Source organism: Hufsiella ginkgonis, from assembly GCF_009834915.1.
GTDB lineage: Bacteria > Bacteroidota > Bacteroidia > Sphingobacteriales > Sphingobacteriaceae > Hufsiella > Hufsiella ginkgonis.
This window is the reverse complement of record NZ_WVHS01000004.1, coordinates 422427-445778: the sequence shown is the minus strand read 5'-3', so window position 1 is coordinate 445778 and position 23352 is coordinate 422427. Positions and strand designations below refer to the sequence as shown.

The following is a 23352-nucleotide window of genomic DNA, read 5'->3' as shown; positions in this document are numbered from 1 at the left end:
TATCAATGTTATAACCGGAGACTGGCTCCAAAATTTACCGTTTTGTTCATCGGGTACATATAGCCGTAGATATCAGAAGGGTGTTCGGGATCGATGCCCAATACACCCGAAAAAGTGAACAGGTTGTACCCGTTGGCATATACCCTCAGGCTGCTTATGCCCGCCTTCTTCGTGAGCTTTGAAGGCAGCGTGTATCCCAGCTCAATGGTCTTCAGCCTTACGTAGGACGTGTTCTGGATTCCCCTGGCAGAGTTGATATCGAAGGAGGTACCCGTATAGGCCTGTTTCCCGGGAACCCATATGTTTGAAGGATCGTACGGGTCTTTCTTTGGATCCTGCGGATGCCACCGGTCCATAAAAAAGTCGAGTGCATTGGAGGTAAGTACCTGGTACATTTCGCCGTACGATGCATAAGCGCGTGCCGCACCCTGGAACAGCGCATTCATGTCGAAGCTTTTGAAATGGGCGCCAAGTGTAAGGCCGAAATTGAGCAGCGGGTAGTTTCTTTTCCCGTTGAAATCGGCTGTGGGGTTGGTTGATGTAGCGATCGGGTAGCGGTCCATGTCGTCGATGGTACCGTCGTTGTTCCAGTCTTCGTAAATGTAGTCGCCGGGTAAGGTGCCCCTGCCGGTATAGACCGGCGCATTGCGGATCTGTTCGTAAGATTGGTACTGCCCTACGTAACCGAGCCCGAACCATACGTCGTTATAGCGGTCTGTGGGGCTGTTGCGCCACCTGGCATACGAGCTGCCGTCTGCCGCACGCTCCACGTAGCGGTTCAGGGTGCGGGTAAGCGAAATATTGCCGCCGATGTCGATGCCAAGATCGGCGCCGATGGTGTTTTTATGGGTAAGCGCCAGTTCAAAGCCTTCCGTACGGTCTGAGTTCAGGTTTTCCTGCGGCAGGCTCGAGCCGAAGGAGAGGGGAAGTGACAACAGGCGGTTTCCCAGTAAACCGCTGCGGTCGCGGCGAAAAGCATCAAATGTAATACCCAATTTGCCGCGCCATAGATCGGCGTCGAGACCCAGGTTGGTCATTTTGGCGGTATACCAGGTAATGTTCGGGTTGGCTACGCTTCTAAAGCCGAGGGCCGTCGTCCATCCGTCGAACAGGTAACCCGAGCCGAGCGCCTGGCTGTTGCCGCCGCTGAACGGGTAGTCGTAACCCGTGATAAACTGGAAGGAAGACGCGCCGTCGTCACCCAGCACACCATAAGATGCCCGTGCCTTCAGGTTCGAAACGAATGACAGCGCTTCTGTTCTTTTGAAGAAGCCTTCTTCCGAGATCCGCCATCCGCCCTGGACGGAGGGGAAGAATCCCCATTGTTTGGAAGATGGGAATTTCGAAGAGCCATCATACCTGAAGCTGAGATTGAGAAGGTATTTCGAGGCGTAGTTATAATCGATGCGGCCTACCAACCCTTTATTTACGAACTGGTAAACGCTCCCGGTGCTCGCATTTCCAACCTGGTTGGCGGCATTACCGGCAAACAAGTAAGGCAGCGAGATACTAAGCTGGCGCTGCGCGAAGAACCCGTCGCCGCTGCTGCTGCTCTGTTCAACCAGTGCCAGGGCATCAACGGAGTGCTTTGCAAAAGCATGCTTATAGTTCAATGATAACTGTACCAGCTGGCTTGGATTGTTGCCGAAGTTCCTGGTCACCTGGTTGGGTACCTGGTAGTTAACCGGTGTATAGGCGTTGGTAATGGCATTGTACTCGTATTCGGCGAACGTTTTCTGGTAGTCCGTCCTGTCGGCGATAGACACATCGTAGCTGAACACTCCCCGTGCGGTTAATCCCTCTACGCGGGGCACCATGTAATCGAGCGAGAACGAGCTCTGGAAGATCTTGTTGTTAATGATGTGGTAGCCGGAATAGTCGGAGCTGGAGATCGCTCCCGGGTGATAATCCGCCTGGTTGCGGTAAATATACTGCGGATTGTCATTGGCGTAATAATAATCATCGGGACGCGACCGCCAGAGGTTTTTAAAGATCTCCCACGAATCCCGGAAAGGGCGGTCCTGCTGGTCGACTACGCCGCTGATCCTCAGCGAGGCTTTCAGCCGGTCGGAGATGGCAGCATTCAGGTTCGTCCTGAAGTTATATTTTTTATAGTTGAGGTCGTTTGTTCGCCAAAAGCCGCCCTGGTAGGCATAGCCGAGGTTAACAAAGTAGTCTACCTTGTCTGAGCCCCCGCTTACACCCAGGTTTTGCTGCGACTGCGGCGCGTTATCGCGCATCACCCGGTCATACCAATCGATATCGTCGCGTGTGCCGTCGATGTAGGGTTTAATGAGGTCGTCGGGGACGGTAATCACCGGGTTGGTAAGGCTGTGCATGGATTGTTCATTAAAGATCACTGCCCTGTCAACCGCGTTAAGTGGTCGGGGTAAGCCGCTGGGATTCTGGAATCCCGCGAGGTAGGAATACTCGATCCGCGCCTTTCCCTGCGTACCCTTCTTAGTGGTGATAAGCACCACCCCGTTTGCCGCCCGTACGCCATATACGGCAGCCGCCGCATCCTTGAGTACGGAGATGCTCTCCACATCATTGGGGTCGATCCGCTCGATATTGCCGCGCGGCACTCCGTCTACCACGATCAGGGCGTTACCGAATCCGCGGATATCGAACCTGTTATCGAAAGTGCCCGGCTCGGAGGTTCGCTGGATCACCCGCAGCCCGGGTACTTTCCCGGTGAGTGTGTTCTGGAGGTTCTGGGTTTTGGTGGTAACGATCTCCGCCCCGGTAACGGAAGCCACGGATCCGGTTACGGTAACCTTCTTTTGCTGGCCGTAACCCACCACTACTACCTCGGTAAGGTCGGTGCTCGATGAGGTGAGCCGCACATCCACGGTGGTTTGCCGCTTTACGCTAACTTCTTTGGTATCGAAGCCAACGAACGAGAACACCAGTACGGCATCTTCGCCCGCTACCGTTATTTTGAAACTGCCGTTACCGGTGGTTGCGGTAGTGTTCGTGGTTCCTTTCTCCAGTACGGTGACGCCTGGAAGCGCTTCCCCTTTGTTGTCGGTAACTTTTCCGGTAACCGTAACGGGTGCGTTAACGGGCACAAGCCGATGAGTTGTTATGCCCGGTTCCGCGCCTGAGGTACGCCCGGGGAAAGCTGCTATCGAGACCATCAGCAACACCGAAGTGAGCCGGGTAGCTGGCAGCATCTTTTGCATGCATTTTGAATACATGCTGCTACTGGTAAAATAAAAGTTCATTTGATTGGTTATTTAGATTTCTAATTGGTACGTATCAATAGTTCGGCTGCCGCTTCGGTTGCCGGACTACTGATTTCATCTTTGGTTAGGGTAAGCGTTATTGCATGGCGTGCTCCTTTCCCCGGCTAAGTAAAGAGACAGCCTTAACAAGCACTCAAATAATACATGAATGCAGCCCTAACAAGACCTTAAAAAAACCTTAACGAGAGATAATTCGCGGGGTAGCCGGGATTACCTGATCAGCCCCTTTTCAATAAATTCCATAAAAACCAGCAGAGCGCCCCAGTGGTAGCTGCCGTCAGCATTAATCACATCGCCTCCCTGGCCTGTTACGGCGTTGTAGTTTTCGTACACGCCGTTATTCAGACGCCAGTTTTTGAAAAACAATTCCCTGGATTTTTGAATGAGCTCAGCCCTTGCCGGAGCGGTTTCGTAGTTTTTTAATGACAGGTAGGTCAGGAAGTTGAGCGGCCCCCAGATCCTTCCGCGCCAGTAGTCGTTGTCTTTAAAAGCCGGGTCGTTCCTGGGCGCAGAGGGGATCATGAACCGGCCGTAAAATTCGCCGGCATTGTAAAAGTGTTCTTTGAGCATCCGTTCCGCCTGTTCGGCGGTGGGTACGCCGGCTAATAGCGGGTAGAAGTTGGTGGGTGAGAGCCGCGGGCTGAACGCTCCGTTGTCAAGCCTTTTGTTGCGGTAAATGCCCGATTTTTCGTCCCATAGCGTCACCAGTTTCTTTTTATACAGCTCTGCCCGTTGGTTGAGCTCACGGGCGTCATTGGTCATTCCAAGTTCGGAGGCGATGGCCGATAATGCCCGGCAGTCTGAGATATACAGGCTCAGCAGGCCAACGTCGGCAAGGGCGAGGGTATGAGTTACTGAATCCAGCGGCACACCGTCATACATCGGCGAATTGTCCAGGCCCGATTCATATTTCGAGAATGTTTGCGATACGCGGCCGGTAGCGCCGTCAAAAGATCCCCACGCTAAGTATCCGTCGATATTCCGGTGTTTCGGCCACCACCGGTTCCAGGTAAGCAGTTCATCGTACACTTCTTCCAGGAACCATTTATCGCGGTGCTGGCGGTAAATATTCAGGATGATGGTACTGCCGACCGGCGGTTGTGAGCGGTCGGTAGAAACACCCCTGCCAATGGATTGGAAATTAGGTACGAAACCTTCCCGTGTAATCGCTTTCGTCATTTCGACCGCGTTGGCATAGGCCAGCTTTTTGTTAAATAGTGCGAGCATGTAGCTTGCGAAATAGGTATCCCAGTTAAAAAGCACATATCCCGCGCCCCAGCGGTAGTTCCATAAACGGCTTACGGGGGTAATTACGCGTTGATTGGCGGCATCGTAGATCGTGTTCCATGCGAGAACGGATTGCATGGCCCTGAACGGTTCCGAGAGGTCGCCGTAAGCGCTCACTCTTTTTTCCTGTGCTGCGCGCCGTTGCGCAATAACCGACCGGATTTCGGCAAGCGTGCACCGGCGGCCGGTAGAGATTCCCAGCTCCGTTGTTAGCGGGAAAGTAAGGTGCGGCCCGGTGCTGCCCACATAAGCCTGCTGAACGGGTTTCTCCGTAAAGAACACCTGGATCCGCCTGGCGCCAAATTCGCCGAAGAGGCGATCTGCGGAGGCGCCAACCGCGCCCGGGGCATTCCAGAGTATCCCAGCCTCTGCGATCAAATACGCCGCCGAGGGTTTGGCTGATGTAACCAGGATATATTCTTCGCCATCCCGGGTGGCTGTCTGGATATCAAGCTCGTCGCCTTTATAGCTGAGCCGGAGGCTGGTATAGCTGCCGTCATCGGCCCTTAAGCCGAGCGTGACTTTCTCGGGCCGCTTCAATATCTCTGTTGACGGCAGCACTTCTTTAAGAAAGTCGGAACTGTTTTTATGGGCAATACAGAGGTTAATGGCAAATGACTCGGGCAGCAACGCCTGGGTGATCACGCTGTTGTTGTACCACGTGTTCCAGCCGGATGACAGTTCCTTTTGCAGTGCCCGGTATTCCGGCGTCTTTATTTGCCGGGCCACGGGTTGGGCCGAAACCGCTCCGGGCCATATGATGCCCACCAGGAGCAGACAGGATAAGCGTAGCGGTAAACCGCAGCCGTTAAGAGAGAAAGGAAATTTCATGTAGTTTGATTAGTAGGCGATCTATGCGGCACAAAGTAAACCCCGCAGGTTAACAGCGGGATAATAACGGGCTAACAGCCCATTAACAGATTAATAATGGCCCGTGCCGATGTTGAAAATCACATCATTTTAAGCAGGGAAAAAGAAAAAAGCGTAAGGTTTTGCCGGTTAAGGTTTTGTTAGGGTGCTGTTAAGCCGCCGTCTTTTTATTTGTGCATTGCCATAATTGGCTGCTAATCATCATTATTTATTATTAAACGAAATCTAACATGAAAAACCAGCACGGTCATTTGCGGCGCTTTGCGCACGTCTTCTTCCTGTCGGCGGCTTTAAGCGCCTGTACGAAAAATGAGAATCCCGGGCAGGCCGATGCCCCTGCGGCTTCCCGAAAAGAACAAAACGAGGTATCGGCGTCACCTGTAGGCGATGTTGTGGGCAAGCTGGTGGTAGGCTACCAGGGGTGGTTTGGCGGACCCGGCGATGGCTCTCCTTTTAACTCCTGGAGGCATTGGGTTGCCGGGGGTACACCCGGGCCGGGCAATCAAACGTTCGAGCTTTATCCCGACGTACGGGAATACACCACTACGTATGCCACCAATTATGCTAGCCTGGGTAATGGTCAGCCGGCAAAACTATTCTCGTCGTGGACGTCGCAAACGGTTCAGCGGCATTTTCAATGGATGCAGCAATACGGTATAGACTGTGCTGCCGTGCAGCGGTTCGGTGCACATATGTTCGCCGATAACCGGGACCGCGATTTTAAGAACAGCATCATGGCCAAAGCACGTAACCAGGCGGAGAACTACGGCAGGAAGTTTTACGTGATGTACGATATTTCGGGGTGGACGAATTTCCAGGCGGAGATTAAAACCGACTGGACCAACGCCATGAAAACCCATACTACTTCCGGCGCATACGCGAAACAGAACGGTAAGCCCGTCGTATGCATCTGGGGTATAGGCGTGCCCAACCGCCCCGGCAACGCAGCTTCGTGGCTCGAGGTGATCAACTGGTTTAAGGCGCAGGGTTGTTATGTAATTATTGGCGTGAAGCGCGATTGGCGCGGCGATGCTACGAATCTTTCCGCGTATTATGCGTCAAATATGATCTCGCCATGGTCTGTAGGTACGTTTAACAGCCTGGCCGCTGCCGATAATTATGCCAGTATCATGCAGAACGACCTCGCCATTTGCAACGGCCGGAATATCGATTACCAACCCGTGGTATTCCCCGGGTTCGCCTGGTCTAACTGGAAGCCGGGAACGCCTAAGAACGAGGTCCCCCGCCTCCACGGAGATTTTATGTGGCGGCAGTTTGCCAACATCCGCAACCAGGGGATTCCTAACGTGTACGTGGCCATGTTCGATGAATACGACGAGGCAACCGCTATTGCCAAGGCTGCCGAAAACAGTTCGATGATCCCCACCAACCAATACTTCCTTACGCTCAACGCAGATGGCGTGAACTGTTCGTCGGACTTTTACCTGAGGCTTACCGGCGACGGCGCCAGGATGGTAAAGAGCCAGACCGCCCTGGTTTGGGCGCATCCTACTTCACATCAATAACACCGAAACCATTCACTCCTGATTTTTATACCATGAAACAGCTCAAAACAGCGATTCTGTGTTTCCTTCTGGCCTTAACCGGTTGTACGAAAACGGAAGCACTTAAAGAAACGCCCGCCGTAACCACTCCGGGCAAATACACCGCCACAACAAAGGGCATAGGCGCCCTTGGAGATCCCAACATTAAGTATTTCGGGCGCTGGGATCTCGCCGATCCCGCGCAGTACTTCAGTCACTGGGGGGGAGCGTACCTCAAAGTAAAATTCACCGGTACCACCGTTAAGGTAAAGTTTGGTAATACCAGTAATTACTATGCCAGGATCGATAACGGTCCCTGGGTAAGTTACACTAACGTAACCGGGACCGTTAATTTAACGCCTTCGCCGTTGGCAAGCGGCACGCATTCGCTCAGCATCGCGCAAGGCAAAGACTACGCCTACGTGTTTAGTTTCCAGGGCTTGACGCTTGATGCGGGAGCAAGCACCGCAGCGCCGGACGTGTTTCCAAGCCTGATCGAATATATCGGGGATTCCATTACTTCGGGCTATACCTGTGCACAGGCCAATGTTTCTGATTATGCCTGGGTGTGTTCGGAGTTATTGGGCACGGAACATACCCAGATCGCATTTCCCGGGATCGCCCTGGTAAATAATTATGGGCTTAACACCAATAAAACGGGTATGGAGACGCAGTACCTTAAGCTCCAGAACTTGTCTTTCCCGGCATCGCCGAACTGGGATTTTTCAAAATACACACCTAAAGTAATTGTCGTGAATCTTGGCCAGAATGACAATGGTACCGGTGTGCCCGATGACCTGTTCCAAAGCACATATACCAACTTCCTGGCCACTATCAGGAGCAAATTCCCGGTCGCGGAGATCTTTGCGCTGCGCCCGTTTACCGGAGTAAAAGCTACACCCACGCAAGCCGCGGTAAACGCACGCATCGCTGCGGGCGATGCCAGGGTACATTATGTTAATACGACCGGCTGGATCACCCAGGGAACTGCTGACTACAATGACGGCGCTCATCCCAGCGTAAGCGGCCACATTAAAGTGGCGAACCTGCTGAAGCCGATTCTTGCGCCGTACGTTGCCTCCCCCGCCTTAGCGAACGGCACCTATAAGCTCGTGAACCGGACCAGCGGCCTGGCATTGGACGTTAAAGGGAACCTGACTGCCGACCAAACGCCTATACAGCAATGGGGCTATACCGGCGGGAACAATCAGCGGTGGACGGTTACCAATATCGGCAACGGCCAATACCGCATCCTGAGCGTTCAGAGCGGCAAGTCGTTGGATGTGGCCGGGAATGCTACTGCCGACGGTACCAGGATACAACTCTACACATCCACCAATGCCAATAACCAGCGGTGGGTGATCACGCCGGGCACAGTGGGCTATTACTTCGTGAAAAGTGTTTCGGCCAATAAAATGATGGAGGTACCGGGGCATTCCACCGCTCCGGGGGCACTTATCCAGGTTTGGACCAATACCGGCAGCAACAGCCAGCAATGGGCTTTCCAGGCGCCATAATTAACCAATCATGTAAACAAAAAAACAACGAATCAAATGAAGAAGGCCATTCTTTTCCTGTGCTTTGTCACCATGATCGTTACCGGTTGCTCTGAGAAGCCATTGGTAACTGATCCGGAAGTCCTGCTGCCAGGCAATAAAAACAAACTTACCACGCTTGCAACGGACCCGTTTGCCGCATACCTGACGAGCACGCCGGCGATATTCAGCACCATTAGTACCACCAATTCAGGTTCCGGTGCGTCTGCTATCACGGTGAAGCGCTTTACGTTTAAATCCCGCGGCGGCGTGAATACCGTGTTCGGTATTATGGCTTATCCGCAGCAGGCGGGAACCTACCCGGGGATCTTATTGCTGCACGGCGGCGGCGGTAATGCCGAAACCATGGCCGGGTATGCCCAAACATTTGCGGCCCGGGGCTATGTTACGCTGGCGGTAGACCTGCCGGGGATCTGCGGAACGGGTAATACGCCCAATTCTTCGGGGCCGTGGAAATCGAAACCGGCGGGTGAAGGGCCGCGGTTTGTGGTTACCCCTACGCCAGACGAGAGTACGCTCGCCGATGCGGAGATTGCCGGGCTGGAAGGATTTAACCTGCTGGCCGCCCAAACGACCGTGAACTCGGCCAGGATGGGGATCTACGGAATTTCGTGGGGCGGTTATTCTACCACGATGCTCTCGGGGCTGCTGGGCTCGCGGGTAACCGCGTCCTACGCCCAGTACGGTTGCGGGTTTTATGATAGGGGATCGTTCTGGACCGGGATCATCAACGGCCTGAGCCCTGCCGACCGCAATACCTGGCTAACCTATTTCGATGCGGGAAGGCGCGCCGGTAACCTCAGGGCCGCTTATTTTATCGAAGCGCCCACCAACGACACCTATTTCTGGCCGCCTGCGGTAACGGCTACGCTAAACGCCATTACGGTAACTAAGAACCAGGTTTTTACGCCAAATCTCAATCATGCAGCTACCGCTAATGCGGCCACCATGCGGAACATTTATTTTGATCATTACCTTAAAGCGGCGGGGGTGCCCTTCGGTTCGATAAAAATTACCGGCGTTACCACCCAGGCCGACGGAAGCCGTTTAGTTACCATGAACGCAACCATGCCGGCGGGCGTGAGCGTATCTTCCGCACAGCTTTATTATAGCGAGCCTACTACTACCTGGCAGAACCGGGCGTGGGTAGCGGTAAACGCATCGCTGGTGTCGGGCACCACCTACAGTGCCGTTGTCCCATCGTCGTCGGCGGCAAAAGGCTCCGATTTTTATGCCTACTGCCAGGATTCGAGGGGTGTGGTGGTTTCAAGCACGATGCAGCGTACTGCCGATCCCGTAGTGTTGCCCGATGGTATTTATAAGATCGTTAACCGTACCAGCGGCCTGGCGCTCGATGCCAAGGGGGCACTAACGGCAAACGGAACGCCCGTGCAGCAATGGACCTATAGCGGCGGCAATAACCAGCGCTGGAACGTAACCAGCCTGGGCAATGGTCAATACCGTATTGTGGGTATCCAAAGTAACCGGTCGCTGGAGGTTACCGGCCAATCGGTGGCTGACGGGGCCAAACTCCAGATTTTCGACTCCTCCGCCGGCGATAACCAGAAATGGATCATTACCCGTACCTCCGGCGGCTACTATTCCGTGAAAGGGGTTCAGAGTAATAAAATGATGGAAGTCCCCGGTCACTCGACAGTTGCCGGGGCGCTTATACAGATCTGGACCAGCACCGGCAGCAACAGCCAGCAATGGGCGTTTCAAACACCCTGAGTCATACCAGGGGCGCAGTTCATACTGCGCCTCTTTATTACATCCTTGCCCCGGCATCCGGTCGCGGGCGATCGCATTTACTCCTGGTTACAGGCTGTTGCCCGGCGCTTTTCGAATCCCGCTCTTCCTATGAGGGGAACGCCGGACCGGATATGTTAGGTTTTGTTACAATTTGTCAGGGTGTAGCCCGAGTTTTGGAAAAACATTTGTAATCTTGTTATACAATTACCAGCTAGCTAATCAATTTCATTGGCCTTAAACGGCTTCGAAAACACGGGATGCGAACGTTTCTGAAATATCTCGGCGCTTTGGCCGCTATACTTTGTTGTTTTGGCCGTAGTGCATACCCACAGTCGTATGGTTTGCAGGTGGCAGGAAGCGAAGTGGTGCAGGACGAACGAACGGGTATAGACCTGAGCCCGGGCGGCAGCCTTTGCCTGGGACAGGATTTTGAACTATCCTTCGACCTGGGGTTTGTTCCCGACCAGGTAGACTACTTCGGGTACATTGTGAGGATCATCGACTCGCGGAAGCAAAACATCGATCTTATTTACGACAAGGACGCCTCTATAAAAAGACACCTGCGGCTGGTAATGGGCGAGGTATCTGTTTCTTTCCCTTATAACATAGACAAAAGCGATTATTTTAACGGATGGCTGAAGATCAGCTTCCGCTATTCGGGGAAAAATAACCTGCTTACGTTTACCGCGGGGGGGGGAAAATACACCATTAAGCTCGGGCAGCCACTGGATGACTGTGTAAATATCTTCTTTGGAGCCAATACTTTTGCCGACTTCCAGACAACCGATGTTCCGCCGATGCGCCTCAGGGATATCGGGATCAGGAAAAACAACAAGCTGAAATACCATTGGCCGCTGGATGACGCAACCGGCACCGGGATCAAAGACCTTGTAAGCGGTTCTATGGCCATGATCAGTAACCCGCAATGGATCAGGCAAAAACACACGAAATGGAAAATGCTGGCCGATTTTACCGTGCGCGGACCGGTGAGCGTGGCGTTCGATGAAGGGAACGACCGTGTCTACATCGTGGGAACGGATTCTATGTACCGGTATTCGGTAAGGCATGATTCGCTGTCGGGAGTTTCTTATCGCTCCGGGCATCAGAACGTATTGCTTGGAAGCCAGTCGTATGTGAATGCCCGGAATGGTAAGCTGTACACGATCTATATCGACCAGGACATGGTGTCGGTATATGATCCCGCGGAGCGGCGATGGAGCAGGAACTTTTCGCTGCCCGATCCGCTTACCAATTACTGGCATTATAATAAGTTTTATTCCCCGGGAGAAGACGCCTTTTACCTGTTCGGCGGATACGGACACTTTATGTATAAGAATACCCTCCAGCGGCTTGACATGGCTACCGGTAAAAAAAGCATGGTAAAATATAGCGGCGACTTTTTTACCCCAAGGTACCTCGCCGGTTTAGGAACCACGGAAAACGGGGCTTACATCATCGGCGGGTATGGCAGTAACAAGGGCAAACAGATCTTAAAATCACGTAACCTCTATGATCTGCTTTATTATGACCGGAAGCTAAATCGTTTCAAGCGGATTTATGAGCTCAAGCCTGTACCCGAAGATTTCGTGTTCGGCAATTCGATCGTTATCGATGAAAAAGAGGGCGTTTATTATGGCCTGGTCTTTCCGAAACACAAGTTTAAATCTACCCTGCAGCTGGTTAAAGGATCGTTGTCAAAACCGGTACTGGAAAGGCTTGGGGATGAGATCCCGTTCCAGTTCCAGGATATCCGGTCGTACGCCGATCTTTTTTATAGCAAGCAATTAAACCGGTTTGTTGCGGCGTCGCTCTATCTCGATGATAACGACGTGACGCATGTCGGTATTTTCTCGCTGTCTTCGCCGGCGCTGGCCGGTGTCCCGGTGCGGGGCGCGGCCGTAAGTCAGGTCAGGCGGTTCCTTTATCCTGCAATCACCGTGCTGGTGCTGCTGGCCGCGGGATTATTTTTCTACTACACGCGAAGGAAAAAGAGCGGTCTTCAGCCACCGCGGTTAAACCATAAGCAGCCGGCCGATACGCAAATCAGTAATGATCATACGCCCGTCATCCCGGAAAACGGGCAACCTCACCATGCGAATATTGTGTATCTCTTCGGCGATTTCCAGATAGTGGACAAAGATGGGACCGATATCACCAGGCAGTTTACGCCGCTTGTTAAGGAGCTTTTCCTGATCCTCTTGCTCTATAACCTGCGATGGGAGCGCGGCATCAGTTCAGAAAAGCTTAAAGAGATGCTGTGGCCCGATAAAAGCGCCGAAAGTGCGAGCAACAACCGGTCGGTAAACATCGCAAAGCTGAAGGCGTTGTTAGACCGCATGGGTAACTGCCATATGTCGAACGATACCGGCACCTGGCGCATGCTCATTGATCATTCTTCGATATACATCGATTATTACGATTACCTGGCCATCGTAAGAGATAAGAAAGGCATTAACGAAGAAAAGATCGCAAAGCTGGCAGCCATCGGCCAGCGCGGAAACATCCTTGCCAACCTCAATTACGAATGGCTGGACACATTTAAATCGGAAACCGCCAACGAGGTGACAGACACGTTCATTCATTTTATAAACACCATAAACCTGCAGGAGCACCCCGAACTGATCATACAGGTAGCCAGCTACATCTTTAACTTCGACCCCGTAAATGAGGATGCCATGATATTAAAATGCAGAGCCCTCGTCCACCTCGGGAAGCACTCCCTGGCAAAAGCCACCTTCGAGAATTTCAGGCAGGAATACAGGGCGATATACAACGAGGAATTTAATTACGATTTCAAAAGTGTGCTCCGGTAGGAACGACCGATCTATTTCTGAAGCTCATAACACTGCTTCGCGATCTCCAGCTCCTCATTCGTAGGCACCACCAGGATCTTTACGCCCGAGGCGGCGGTATTGATTTCCCGGATCCCTTTTTCCCGGGAGCCGTTTTTCTCTTCATCCAATTGGATCCCCAGGTAATCCAGGTCGGCGCAGACCAATTTCCGGATCAGGGCGTCGTTCTCACCTACCCCGGCCGTAAAGATGACCGCATCGAGCCCGTTCAGCACGGCGGCGTAAGAACCGATGTACTTTTTAATGCGGTACGCATACAGGTCATAAGCAAGTGCCGCTTCGGCATTGCCTTCCTGCATGGCGCGGGTCACATCGCGCATATCGCTATATCCTGTGAGGCCCAGCATACCGCTGCGCTTGTTCAGGAGGTTACTCACCTGGTGGATATCGTACCCAAGCTGATCAACCAGGTAGAAGATAACGGTAGGATCGATGGCTCCTGAGCGGGTACCCATAATGAGGCCTTCGAGGGGGCCGAATCCCATCGTGGTATCCACGGCCTGCCCGTTTTTTACCGCGCTCATGCTGCATCCGTTACCGAGGTGCAGCGTGATCAGTTTGCCCGACGGCTTCTGCAGGTATTCGGCCGCCAGGGCGGAAACGTACCGGTGACTGGTACCGTGGAACCCGTACACCCGGATGTTGTGCTCATTGTAAAAGTTGTTCGGGATGGCATACCGGTAGGCTTTCGGTGGCAGCGACTGGAAGAAGGCCGTATCAAAAACCGCCACCTGCGCCGCTTTTTTAAAGATCTTTTCCGCCACTTCGATCCCGCTGTAGGCCGGGGGATTGTGCAGCGGCGCCAGGTGAAAGGTACTCTTCAGCTGCTGTTTAAGATCGGGTGTGATGCGTGTAGTGGTCTTAAAATATTCTCCGCCGTGCACCACCCGGTGACCCACCACCTGTATCTCATCCGGGTTGCTGATCACGCCGGTATCCCGGTGGGTTAATAATTGAGATACCAGTTCCAGCCCGGCCTCGTGGTCGGGGATGTCGAGCGTGTTGCTGACCGATTGCCCGGTACCGTTTACATTGGTTTTATAGGAGATGGTTGATCCCTCCAGGCCGATGCGATCGACAAGACCACTGCACACCGGTTCTGTGGCAGGCATTTTAAAGACCTGGTATTTGATAGAGCTGCTTCCGGAATTAACAACGAAGATATTCATGGGCACAAGTTTTGAATAGGAGCAAGGTTTGAATTAAGGGGCAGCTTCTGCCGAATCCTGGCATTGAATAGCGGTGATGATCACGGTATTAAACACATCGTCTACTGTACATCCGCGGCTAAGGTCGTTCACCGGTTTGTTTAATCCCTGCAGCATCGGGCCGATAGCCAGTGCGCCGGTTTCGCGCTGTACGGCTTTGTAGGTGTTGTTACCGGTATTCAGGTCAGGGAAGATGAGCACGCTTGCCTGCCCGGCCACCTCCGAGCCCGGCATTTTGCTCGAGCCTACTACCGGGTCCACTGCGGCATCGTATTGGATCGGGCCTTCCACTTTTAACCCGGGACGTTTACTTTTCACGATTTCGGTGGCACGGCGTACCTTTTCTACCTCTTCGCCTTCGCCGGAAGTGCCGGAAGAATAGGAGAGCATGGCCACCCGCGGTTCGATGCCGAAACGCTGGCTGCTCTCTGCGGAAGAGATGGCGATTTCGGCGAGTTGTTCGGCGGTAGGGTTCGGGTTCACTGCGCAATCGCCGAATACCGAGACGCGATCGGGCAGGCACATAAAGAATACGGACGACACCACGGAGATGCCTGGCTTCGTTTTTACGAATTGGAGCGCCGGCCTGATGGTATGCTGCGTAGTGTGTACGGCGCCTGAAACCATCCCGTCCGCATGTCCCTTGTATACCATCATGGTACCGAAATAGGAAACATCCGTCATCATGTCGCGCGCCATTTCCAGGTTCACGTTCTTGTTCTTTCGCAGTTCGTACAGCGTATTCACATACTCTTCGTAACGATCGGAATATGCCGGGTCGATCACCGTCACCTTGTCAAGGTCGAGGGAAATGTTGGCACGCGAAAGGATACCCGCGATCTTTTCGCGGTCGCCCAGAATAGTGAGGTCGACAATGTCCTGGCTGATGAGGCGGGCAGAGGCCTTTAGGATCCGCTCGTCGTAGCCTTCGGGCAGTACGATATGTTTCTTCCGGCTTTTCGCCCAGCTGGTGATCTGGTATTGGAACATGCGCGGCGTCATTCCCGATGCCTGGTAAGTGATGATGCGTTTGTCGAGCTCCGCGATGTCTACATTCCGGTTAAAGGTTTCGACCGCCAGCTGGATCTTCTGCATATCGCCCGCGTTGATTTTGGAACGGATAGCGCCTACCTTATTCGATGTTTCGAAGGTGCCGTTATCTACCGTGATGATCGGGAATACCGTTTCCAGGCCATCGATCAGCCGGATGATCGGCTCGTCGGGCTGGTACCCCGCGGTGAGGACGATCCCCGCCACCTTCGGGTAATTTTTAGACAGGTTCGCTTGTAAAGCGCTGATGATGATATCGCCGCGGTCGCCGGGGGTAACGATCAGTACATTGTCTTTCAGGTAGTTCAGGAAATTTGGCACCTGCATGGCGCCGGTCACGAAATGATCCACCCGGTTATTAAGCTGGTCTGTGCCAAAAAGCAATCGTCCGCCGAGCTTCTCGTGCACCTCCCGCATGGAAGGATTCTGCAGGCTTTTGTCCCAGGGTACCACCGCTTGTACAATATCTGGCGAGACCTGGTTCGCCAATAATTCCTTCACCTCTTTAACCTGCCCGGGACTTACTTTATTAGCTACGATGCCCAGCACCTGTACTTCGCGCTCGCTGAAGTTGCGAATGGCCGTAATTGCGCCGTTTACCACCTGTGCCGTGCTTTTATTTTCGCCCGACACCACTACGATCACCGGCGCCAGCAGGTTCTTGGCTATTTGTGCATTCAGCTCAAACTCGAACGCTACACCTTCGCCTGCATAGTCGGTGCCTTCGGCCACGATGAAATCGTACTGTTCTTCCAGGTTTTTATATTTCCGGATGATGGTATCGAGGATCTCGCCGGTATTGCCTTTATCCATGTGCTGCAGTACGTCGTTGCCGGTATAGGCAAATGAGTCCTCGTAGGCCACGGGAAGCTCGAAATGACTCAGGATCGTGTCGATGTGGGCATCCCTGCCTTCGCGCTGCGTGATCACCGGTTTAAAGAACCCGATCTTACGGGCCTTTCCCAGCAACATATTTACCAGGCCAATGGCTACGATGGCTTTTCCGCTGTATGGTTCGGTGCTTGTTACAAAGATGGTTTTGCTCATAATGGTATGTTAACGTGCTAAACTACGGACGGTTTAAAATTAACATTTAACGGTGAGGAGATCACATGCCATGGGTGGTTACGCAAAATTCAAGTTACTTGCCGCACACACTCACCTTTCGGTTTATGATTACGCAACAACCCCGTAACTATCTGGAGCTAATCTTCCCCCGCTTTTGCACCATCTCCCCGGGGAGATAAGATAACCTGTTTATACTGTAAAACCACAAAGCGTTTCAAAACCAGGTTTTGTTAAAGTTTTGAAGCGCTTTGTGGTTGGCTGTTTGTTTTCACCTGCTGGCGGACGGCTACAAAAGCTCGATAAGCCCGAACGCAACGAGTGAACATACTCCAATAATGAGCGCATTGCCTACGATCATGGCAATGGCTACCGGATAGTCTCCGGATACGGGCGAAGATTGCTGGATGTGTGTGATAAGGTGAGGTTTCATTGTGACAACGTGTAGTGCATAGTTATTAAATAAAAAGTGATAAGAAAAGATTGGTGTAACTTTTATGATACTTTTAAAAAACGAATAGTACGTTGCATCCGTTTCAATAAAACGTCATAATCACAATTAATTTAACAGATTTATCCGGCGACCGGTTTAATACTATGGAGGTTAACCGCCGTTTGGTTACCTTCATACAGTGAAAAACAAAGCGCAGTTTCCCGACAATTTAAAGCAGAACGCAAAATTGCCCATCCGGATCATTTCTCCCGCGTTCGGTCAACTTTCGGCCGAATCAGCCGCAGGCTATGATTTAACGCACCGTAAGTCCTACTACTTTTTTCTTTTTATGCTGGAAGGCAGCATCCGCCATGGCGTAGACCTGGAACAATTCGATATTGGCAGCCATGAGCTGCTTTTCGTGTTGCCGCACCAGGTGCACCAACTGCCGGCCACAAAACAGGGGTCCGACTATTTTAAAATAGGGTTCGACGAGCGCTGTCTTTCGCTGCTGCCCAAACAATATCCTTTTCTCGTAAACCCGTTAAATACGCAAAAGATTAGGTTCACCACGCCCGCTGCAGCCAGGCTAAAGTCCATATTCGAAATATTGATCGGATTGTTAAGCGTTATGAACACAGACCCGGAATTGATCCTGGCACACCTCAACAGCTTGCTGACGGAGATAAACTCCGCTTATTTTAGCGCAGATGAGCATCCCGCCTGCGGTAAACTCTCCAAATACATCGATTTCAAAGTCTTCGTAGAAAATAACCTGACCGATCATCCGCCTATTACCGGTATCGCGGCCGAATTGGCGCTTAACACCAATAGCCTCTACCACATCGTAAAGCGCTATTCCGGGCTTTCGCCTAAAGAGTTTATTACCAACCGGCTTATTCTCGAAGCGAGACGCCGCCTTTATTATGCAGAGAGCACCTCCATTAAGGAGCTGGCTTTTGAACTGGGCTTTAACGACCCGGAATATTTCTCCCGTTTATTCAAAAAAGTGACCGGTAAAACGATTGCCGGTTTTTCCCAGGATTTGTCAGGGCATTAATCTGTTTTGTCCGGCTCCTTGCCGGCTGTTCTCCCGAACTTTGTTCTGAAACAACTATTCGAACTATGAACAGACAACTGGGAAAAAACGGCCCGCTGGTATCGGCAATAGGCTTAGGGTGTATGGGAATGTCAGGCGCTTACGGGCAATCAGACGACAAAGAATCCATCGCGACCATTGAAAGAGCGCTCGGGCTGGGGCATAATTTTTTAGACACCGCAGATTACTACCTCGCCGGGCACAACGAAATGCTCATCGGCCAGGCCATTAAAGGTAAACGCGATAAGGCTTTTCTTTCGGTGAAGACCGGGCAGATGGTGGCTCCCGGCCCGAACGGATCCATGACCGGACGATCGGTGAACGGGCATCCGGATTACCTGCGCAATGCCGTAATGCACAGCCTCCAGCGACTCAAAACAGATTATATCGACCTGTATACGCCGGCACGGGTCGACCCCAATGTGCCGATTGAGGAAACCGTCGGCGCCCTGGCGGATCTTGCCGGTAAAGGTGTGATCCGTTACGTGGGCCTTTCTGAGGCTTCGGCCGAAACCATCCGCAGGGCTGCTGCCGTATACCCGGTCACGGCATTGCAAATAGAATATTCGCTGTGGACACGCGATATCGAAACGGAGGTGCTCCCCGTTATTCGCGAACTGGGTATCGGTCTTGTCGCTTACGCGCCGCTGAGCAGGGGATTTTTAAGCGGTGCTTTCAGCAAGCCCGAAGACCTTACGGACAACCGCATGTATATGCCCCGTTTCCAGGGCGGGAACTTCTACAAGAACCTCGAACTGGTCGAAAAGGTGAAAACATTAGCCGCCGAAAAAGGCTGCACACCGGCGCAGTTAGCCATTGCGTGGGTACTGGCACAGGGCGATGACGTTATTACGATCCCGGGGTCTAAACGAATCGGGCACCTGGAAGAGAACCTGTCATCTGAACGCGTAAGGCTAACCTTGGGAGAGTTAAACGACATCGAAAAGATCATGCCGTCAGGCATTGTTTCCGGAACACGGTACCCGGAGCGGTTCATGGAGCAGTTAGGGGGATAAGGGAGGTTGCGGATTCACTATTTTGCAGAAAGTTCCTTCTGTATTTCAATCACGAAATCGATAGTAACATTAGCCAGCGTGGCTACTTTTTCCACGGGAAAATCCGTTCCGGCTAATAGATTGGTAACAAAAGATTTGTCTCTCGAATTGTTAGCTAGCTCCGTCGCTTCTTCCCGCTCCATCCAAATAATTAATTCCTTGATTCCCATGCTCTTAATTTGTTTGTTGATCGTCTCGGTTGCCGTATCAAATTTAGCAAACTCCTCTGGTTTGCCATAATGAACGTACTTTTTAATAAAATCAAGTAACTGATCGATCTTTTGTTTCGGAAATCCCTTCCGGAACAACATCCGCACCAGTCCCGTTGTCATTCTCAGCAGGTCATCCGGCGTTTGCTTCCCGCGCTGCATCGCTACCAGTACCGCAATGATCACCACAGCAAACGGGTTGTCGCTTTTCTCCAGCGCCGCCTGGTCCTGGTGCTTCACCTTGTACGTTTTAAACCGGTAGGTGACCACGGTATCCAGGAAGGTGCTGGTATAACAGTCGGGCTCGTACCAGTCATGTTCGTCCGTGAAGATCGCGATGGCGGTCACCTCTTTCCCATACCGATCGCGGATGCGGTAAAAATACGTGAACATCCGGCTGGCAAAATGGTGATCTGCATAACCTTGTACTTCAACATGCACCAGGATCCATTCCTCTGCTCCGCTACGCGTGAACACCTTCACCAGCTTATCCACGAACAGCGGGTGTTTTAAACCCGTTCCCGGAGATAACTCCGCGATTTCCTTATCCATAAAGCCGAAGCCTTGTCGCATATCGAACAACTCATCCGCATCCGGGTAAAAGAAGCGCAGGAAATCATCGAAGAGGTCTTCTAAGATGCCTTTCCAAAGAATATCCCTATGATGGATTGCCATACACAAAGATAATGTATATTAATTAAAAATTAATATAATTTCTAATAGTGACAATTAAAGGCAAGTGAAAGATTTCCGTCGGTTTGCCTGCTTCCGAAAATAAGCCAGTCGCCTTTTATTACGCTGAAGAACATGAAGTATGGAGTGCCGGTATCGCTTTTAAAGTGGTCGCTTTTTGTCCCTTGTATAATTCTAAGGTCTGTATGCTGAGCACCTGGTCATAGATGCTTGCCCGGTCGGCAGCAATGCCGGTAATGCGGACGATAGCTAAGTATTAGGTGATTCCTTCATCATTTTGCCCGCTCCCAGCAATGCCAGTAAGGTAAGCAAAGCCGCTCCCGCAAGATAATACCCCACATAGGCAAGCCCGTAATTTTTCGCCAGCGTAGTGGCCAGATACGGCGTGAGCGATGCTCCCAGGATCCCTGCAAGCGTAAATGCCAGCGATGCGCCGGTATACCTTACCGATGCCGGGAAGATGCCGGCCAGCGCCGTACCGATCGGGCCATAGGTAAGTCCCATCAGGAACATACCCAGCGACAGGAATACACCCGTCATGGCCAGGCTTCCCCCGGTAAATAACGGCGCAAAAAACAACCCGAACACCATGATGCATGCACTGGCCGCTACCAGCATCCTGGTTCGTCCATAGCGGTCGGCCAGCAGCGCCGATAACGGGATGCCCAACCCGAAGAAAAGCATTGAGATCATTTGCACCACCAGGAAATCGCTTTTCGGGTAATGCAGCGCCGAAGTCCCCCAGCTCAAGGTAAATACCGTCATCAGGTAAAACAACAGGAAGGTGGTTACGGTCGACAGCGTACCCAGGCTGATCGCCCTGGTATGCTTCATGAATACATCGGCAACCGGCACTTTCGAACGCTCTTTGTTGTTTACCACTTTCGTGAACTCCGGCGTTTCGGAGATATTCAGCCGCACATACAAGCCCACCCAAACCAGCAGCGCGCTGGCGATAAACGGGATGCGCCAGCCGTAGCTGATAAAATCGCTTTCGTTCATCGTTTTGCTCAGGATAAAGAATGTGCCGCTAGACAACAGGAAACCGATAGGCGCCCCTAATTGCGGGAACATGCCATACCACGCCTTTTTATGGGCGGGTGCGTTCTCGGTAGCGAGCAATACGGCACCTCCCCATTCGCCGCCCAGGCCAAGGCCCTGTCCGAAACGGAATAAAGCCAGCAAGATCGGCGCGGCGATGCCTATAGTGGTATAACCGGGCAATAACCCGATCGCCACGGTAGACGGTCCCATAGTCATGAGCGCCGCAACGAGCGTAGCTTTACGTCCTTTGCGGTCGCCGAAATGCCCGAACAATGCCGCACCCAACGGCCGTGCAAAAAACGCCAGCGCAAACGTGGCCAGCGATTCCAGCGTAGCCGAAGCCGGGTCGCCCGCCGGGAAAAACAACTTCGGAAATACCAGTACCGCCGCCGTGGCGTAAATATAGAAGTCGAAAAACTCGATGGTGGTGCCGATGAGGCTTGCGGTGAGTATGCGGCGTACGGGGTTGACGGGGGTGCTCGGCTGGTTCATAGCATCAATTTCTTTTTAAATTATTCAACTGTTTTTGGTTTCCGGTCGGCCTCTCCAACCTCTCCGGTTCAGATGCAAACCAGGCAATCATCACTATTTCAACCGGTAGATCCGGCGGCACTCCCGTTCAATTTCATCCCCGGATGCGCCTTGTTGTACAAGCATGGATAGCCCGTTAAGTTTCGAGGCCTTAGGTAACGGAAGAGACTCGAGCTCAAATGCAGAAACAGCCACACTCCCGCTGATGCAACGAAAAGCGTCGTTCACGGTTTTGCTGTTTAAAAACGCGTTCAGCACTTCGGGGGCGACCTGTGTGGCAGCGGACGGGATAATCATATTCAGATGGTTTTCGACCACTACACCGCCTGTACGCTTAATAAACTCGGCAGGTAGGTAGCCGCAGATTAAGCGCTTATGCTGTTCCTTCGCCGTAGTGCGCTGCAGTAGAATGCAGGGTTGTACGGTCACTAAAACCGGATTACTTTCGGGGCGCCGGAAATAAGGCATGTGGTTTTTCTTGCCGGCTTTCCATTCGAATCGTCCATCCGGGGTAATCGATTCAGCCCAAATAACAGGTAAGCCGTTTTGAGATTGCTTTGCGGTTAATAATGACTTATTCCTGTTCCATACCAGCGGACCGGTACTTACCCGATAACCCCATGAGGTAAGATTATGGGTCATTTTAGTCATCGCTTTTATCATCATGCACTGGTTTTTACGTCGTGGCAACAGCCACACGGCCGTGAGTTCGCTGGAAAGGTTAAATTTCCCGGAATGAGTTAACTGTAGCTGCCCTTTGCCTATCGTCACCTCGTTTACGCTTACCGGTTTATTTTCCACGGCTCCATTGCGGAAAACAGAAAGCATAGTTTCCTGTAACACATCATCAAATACGCCTTTGCGATGAGATACGAAATCGACTTCCGATACCGCAGCCCGGCTCCGGATCAATTGCCGGATGTTTTTAAAGTATTCGCCTGATAAGAAACTGGTGGGCGTAAGCAGTGCTACGATCCCATTGGTTTTTACCAGGTTCAGTGAAAGATGAATAAACAAAGAATATAAGTTGGCGTGACCATATAATCCTTCACTAAAACGTTCGCGTACAGTATCGGTTAACTTCACTTTACCGTAGGGGGGATTACCGATAATTACGTCGAATCTGGCATCCCCGGTTAGGTCGACCGACAAACTGTCGCAAATTTTCACGAGTGATTTTAAACGTCTGCCTACCGGGCAGGTATATTCTTTTAGGGTAGTTTCTACGAAGATTTGTGTGAGCCATCCGCCAAAGGCATCGGTATCGAACCCTTGTACATGAGCTTCTATGTGTGTGAGTATCGTTTCCGGATCGGTTACGGGTAGTGCGGCAACAATTTCCATTACTATGGGTGCCAGGAATGCCCCGCCGCCGCATGCAGGATCAAGGAATTTTGCCGAAGCATAATCAGCTCCTGCATCTTTTACCATCGAAAGCATCCGCCGGGTAAGCGGCGGCGGCGTGTAAAAAATGCCATTGGCAGACCGTATAGCCGGCGGTAAAATTGACGTATAGAGAGTGCCCAGCTGGTAGCCTGCATCTATGACCTCTAATTGAGCAGCAGCTTTACCCACCGCCTCCGCTAATGCGATTACGCCCGAATCAAGATCACAAAATTTTATTACTGATGGCACAGCTGGTAACGAAACCTGGAGGTGGTGCGCCGACCAATAAGCGGCCATTACACGAAACATGAAACTATGTATATGCTGGATCTGGCCGGCGTCTTCGGACAGCTTCTTAAACCAGGCTACCGCCATCGTTCTCCCGCTTTCTATGGCCTTCGCGGGGTCGTTATCAAACAGAAGCTTCAATAGCTGATCGTTACCGGGTTTCGTCCGCTTCGTAAGGTTTG

At 52.1% G+C, this 23352-nt stretch carries 14 protein-coding genes; 6 read left to right on the top strand and 8 right to left on the bottom strand.

All coding sequences use genetic code 11. From position 1 onward, the window contains the following. Positions 1 to 8: 8 nt before the first annotated feature. Positions 9 to 3200, bottom strand: coding sequence for a SusC/RagA family TonB-linked outer membrane protein (locus GS398_RS18165; RefSeq protein ID WP_202406123.1), 3192 nt, complete (start codon positions 3198 to 3200; stop codon positions 9 to 11). Between the two features lie 258 nt (positions 3201 to 3458). Next, positions 3459 to 5366: an MGH1-like glycoside hydrolase domain-containing protein gene (locus tag GS398_RS18160; protein ID WP_160908229.1), complete on the bottom strand. Its 1908-nt coding sequence runs from the start codon at positions 5364 to 5366 to the stop codon at positions 3459 to 3461. Between the two features lie 269 nt (positions 5367 to 5635). Between GS398_RS18160 and GS398_RS18155 the strand changes: the two genes are divergently transcribed. From GS398_RS18155 to GS398_RS18140, 4 genes are all read left to right on the top strand, one after another. Beyond that, positions 5636 to 6931: a glycoside hydrolase family 99 protein gene (locus GS398_RS18155; RefSeq protein WP_160908228.1), complete on the top strand. Its 1296-nt coding sequence runs from the start codon at positions 5636 to 5638 to the stop codon at positions 6929 to 6931. 32 nt (positions 6932 to 6963) lie between these two features. Next, positions 6964 to 8466, top strand: coding sequence for an RICIN domain-containing protein (locus tag GS398_RS18150; protein WP_160908227.1), 1503 nt, complete (start codon positions 6964 to 6966; stop codon positions 8464 to 8466). Between the two features lie 36 nt (positions 8467 to 8502). Beyond that, positions 8503 to 10236, top strand: a complete 1734-nt coding sequence (locus tag GS398_RS18145) for an alpha/beta fold hydrolase (protein WP_160908226.1) — start codon at positions 8503 to 8505, stop codon at positions 10234 to 10236. Positions 10237 to 10514: 278 nt separating this feature from the next. Next, entirely contained in the window at positions 10515 to 13070 is a 2556-nt protein-coding gene (locus GS398_RS18140; protein WP_160908225.1) for a Kelch repeat-containing protein, read from the top strand. An 11-nt stretch (positions 13071 to 13081) separates the two neighbouring features. Here the strand turns inward: GS398_RS18140 and GS398_RS18135 are convergent, their stop codons facing one another. From GS398_RS18135 to GS398_RS18125, 3 genes are all read right to left on the bottom strand, one after another. Then, the gene (locus tag GS398_RS18135) at positions 13082 to 14278 is read right to left on the bottom strand and encodes an acetate/propionate family kinase (RefSeq protein ID WP_160908224.1); all 1197 of its coding nucleotides are present in this window, start codon (positions 14276 to 14278) and stop codon (positions 13082 to 13084) included. Positions 14279 to 14311: 33 nt separating this feature from the next. Continuing rightward, on the bottom strand, positions 14312 to 16414 hold the full coding sequence (pta, locus tag GS398_RS18130) for a phosphate acetyltransferase (RefSeq protein WP_160908223.1): 2103 nt from the start codon (positions 16412 to 16414) through the stop codon (positions 14312 to 14314). 307 nt (positions 16415 to 16721) lie between these two features. Next, the gene (locus tag GS398_RS18125) at positions 16722 to 16865 is read right to left on the bottom strand and encodes a hypothetical protein (protein ID WP_160908222.1); all 144 of its coding nucleotides are present in this window, start codon (positions 16863 to 16865) and stop codon (positions 16722 to 16724) included. Positions 16866 to 17064: 199 nt separating this feature from the next. Between GS398_RS18125 and GS398_RS18120 the strand changes: the two genes are divergently transcribed. Together GS398_RS18120 and GS398_RS18115 are read left to right on the top strand one after the other, a co-directional pair. Next, positions 17065 to 17925, top strand: a complete 861-nt coding sequence (locus GS398_RS18120; RefSeq protein WP_160908221.1) for an AraC family transcriptional regulator — start codon at positions 17065 to 17067, stop codon at positions 17923 to 17925. Between the two features lie 65 nt (positions 17926 to 17990). Further along, a complete protein-coding gene (locus GS398_RS18115) occupies positions 17991 to 18980 on the top strand; it encodes an aldo/keto reductase (protein WP_160908220.1) in 990 nt (329 codons plus the stop codon). Between the two features lie 17 nt (positions 18981 to 18997). Here the strand turns inward: GS398_RS18115 and GS398_RS18110 are convergent, their stop codons facing one another. From GS398_RS18110 to GS398_RS18100, 3 genes are all read right to left on the bottom strand, one after another. Next, complete coding sequence (locus tag GS398_RS18110; protein ID WP_160908219.1) at positions 18998 to 19903, bottom strand: RpnC/YadD family protein; 906 nt, start codon at positions 19901 to 19903, stop codon at positions 18998 to 19000. 267 nt (positions 19904 to 20170) lie between these two features. Then, positions 20171 to 21457 (bottom strand): MFS transporter, encoded by a 1287-nt coding sequence (locus GS398_RS18105; protein WP_160908218.1) that lies wholly within the window; start codon positions 21455 to 21457, stop codon positions 20171 to 20173. A 93-nt stretch (positions 21458 to 21550) separates the two neighbouring features. Continuing rightward, the gene (locus GS398_RS18100) at positions 21551 to 23311 is read right to left on the bottom strand and encodes an HsdM family class I SAM-dependent methyltransferase (RefSeq protein WP_160908217.1); all 1761 of its coding nucleotides are present in this window, start codon (positions 23309 to 23311) and stop codon (positions 21551 to 21553) included. Between the last annotated feature and the right edge of the window lie 41 nt (positions 23312 to 23352).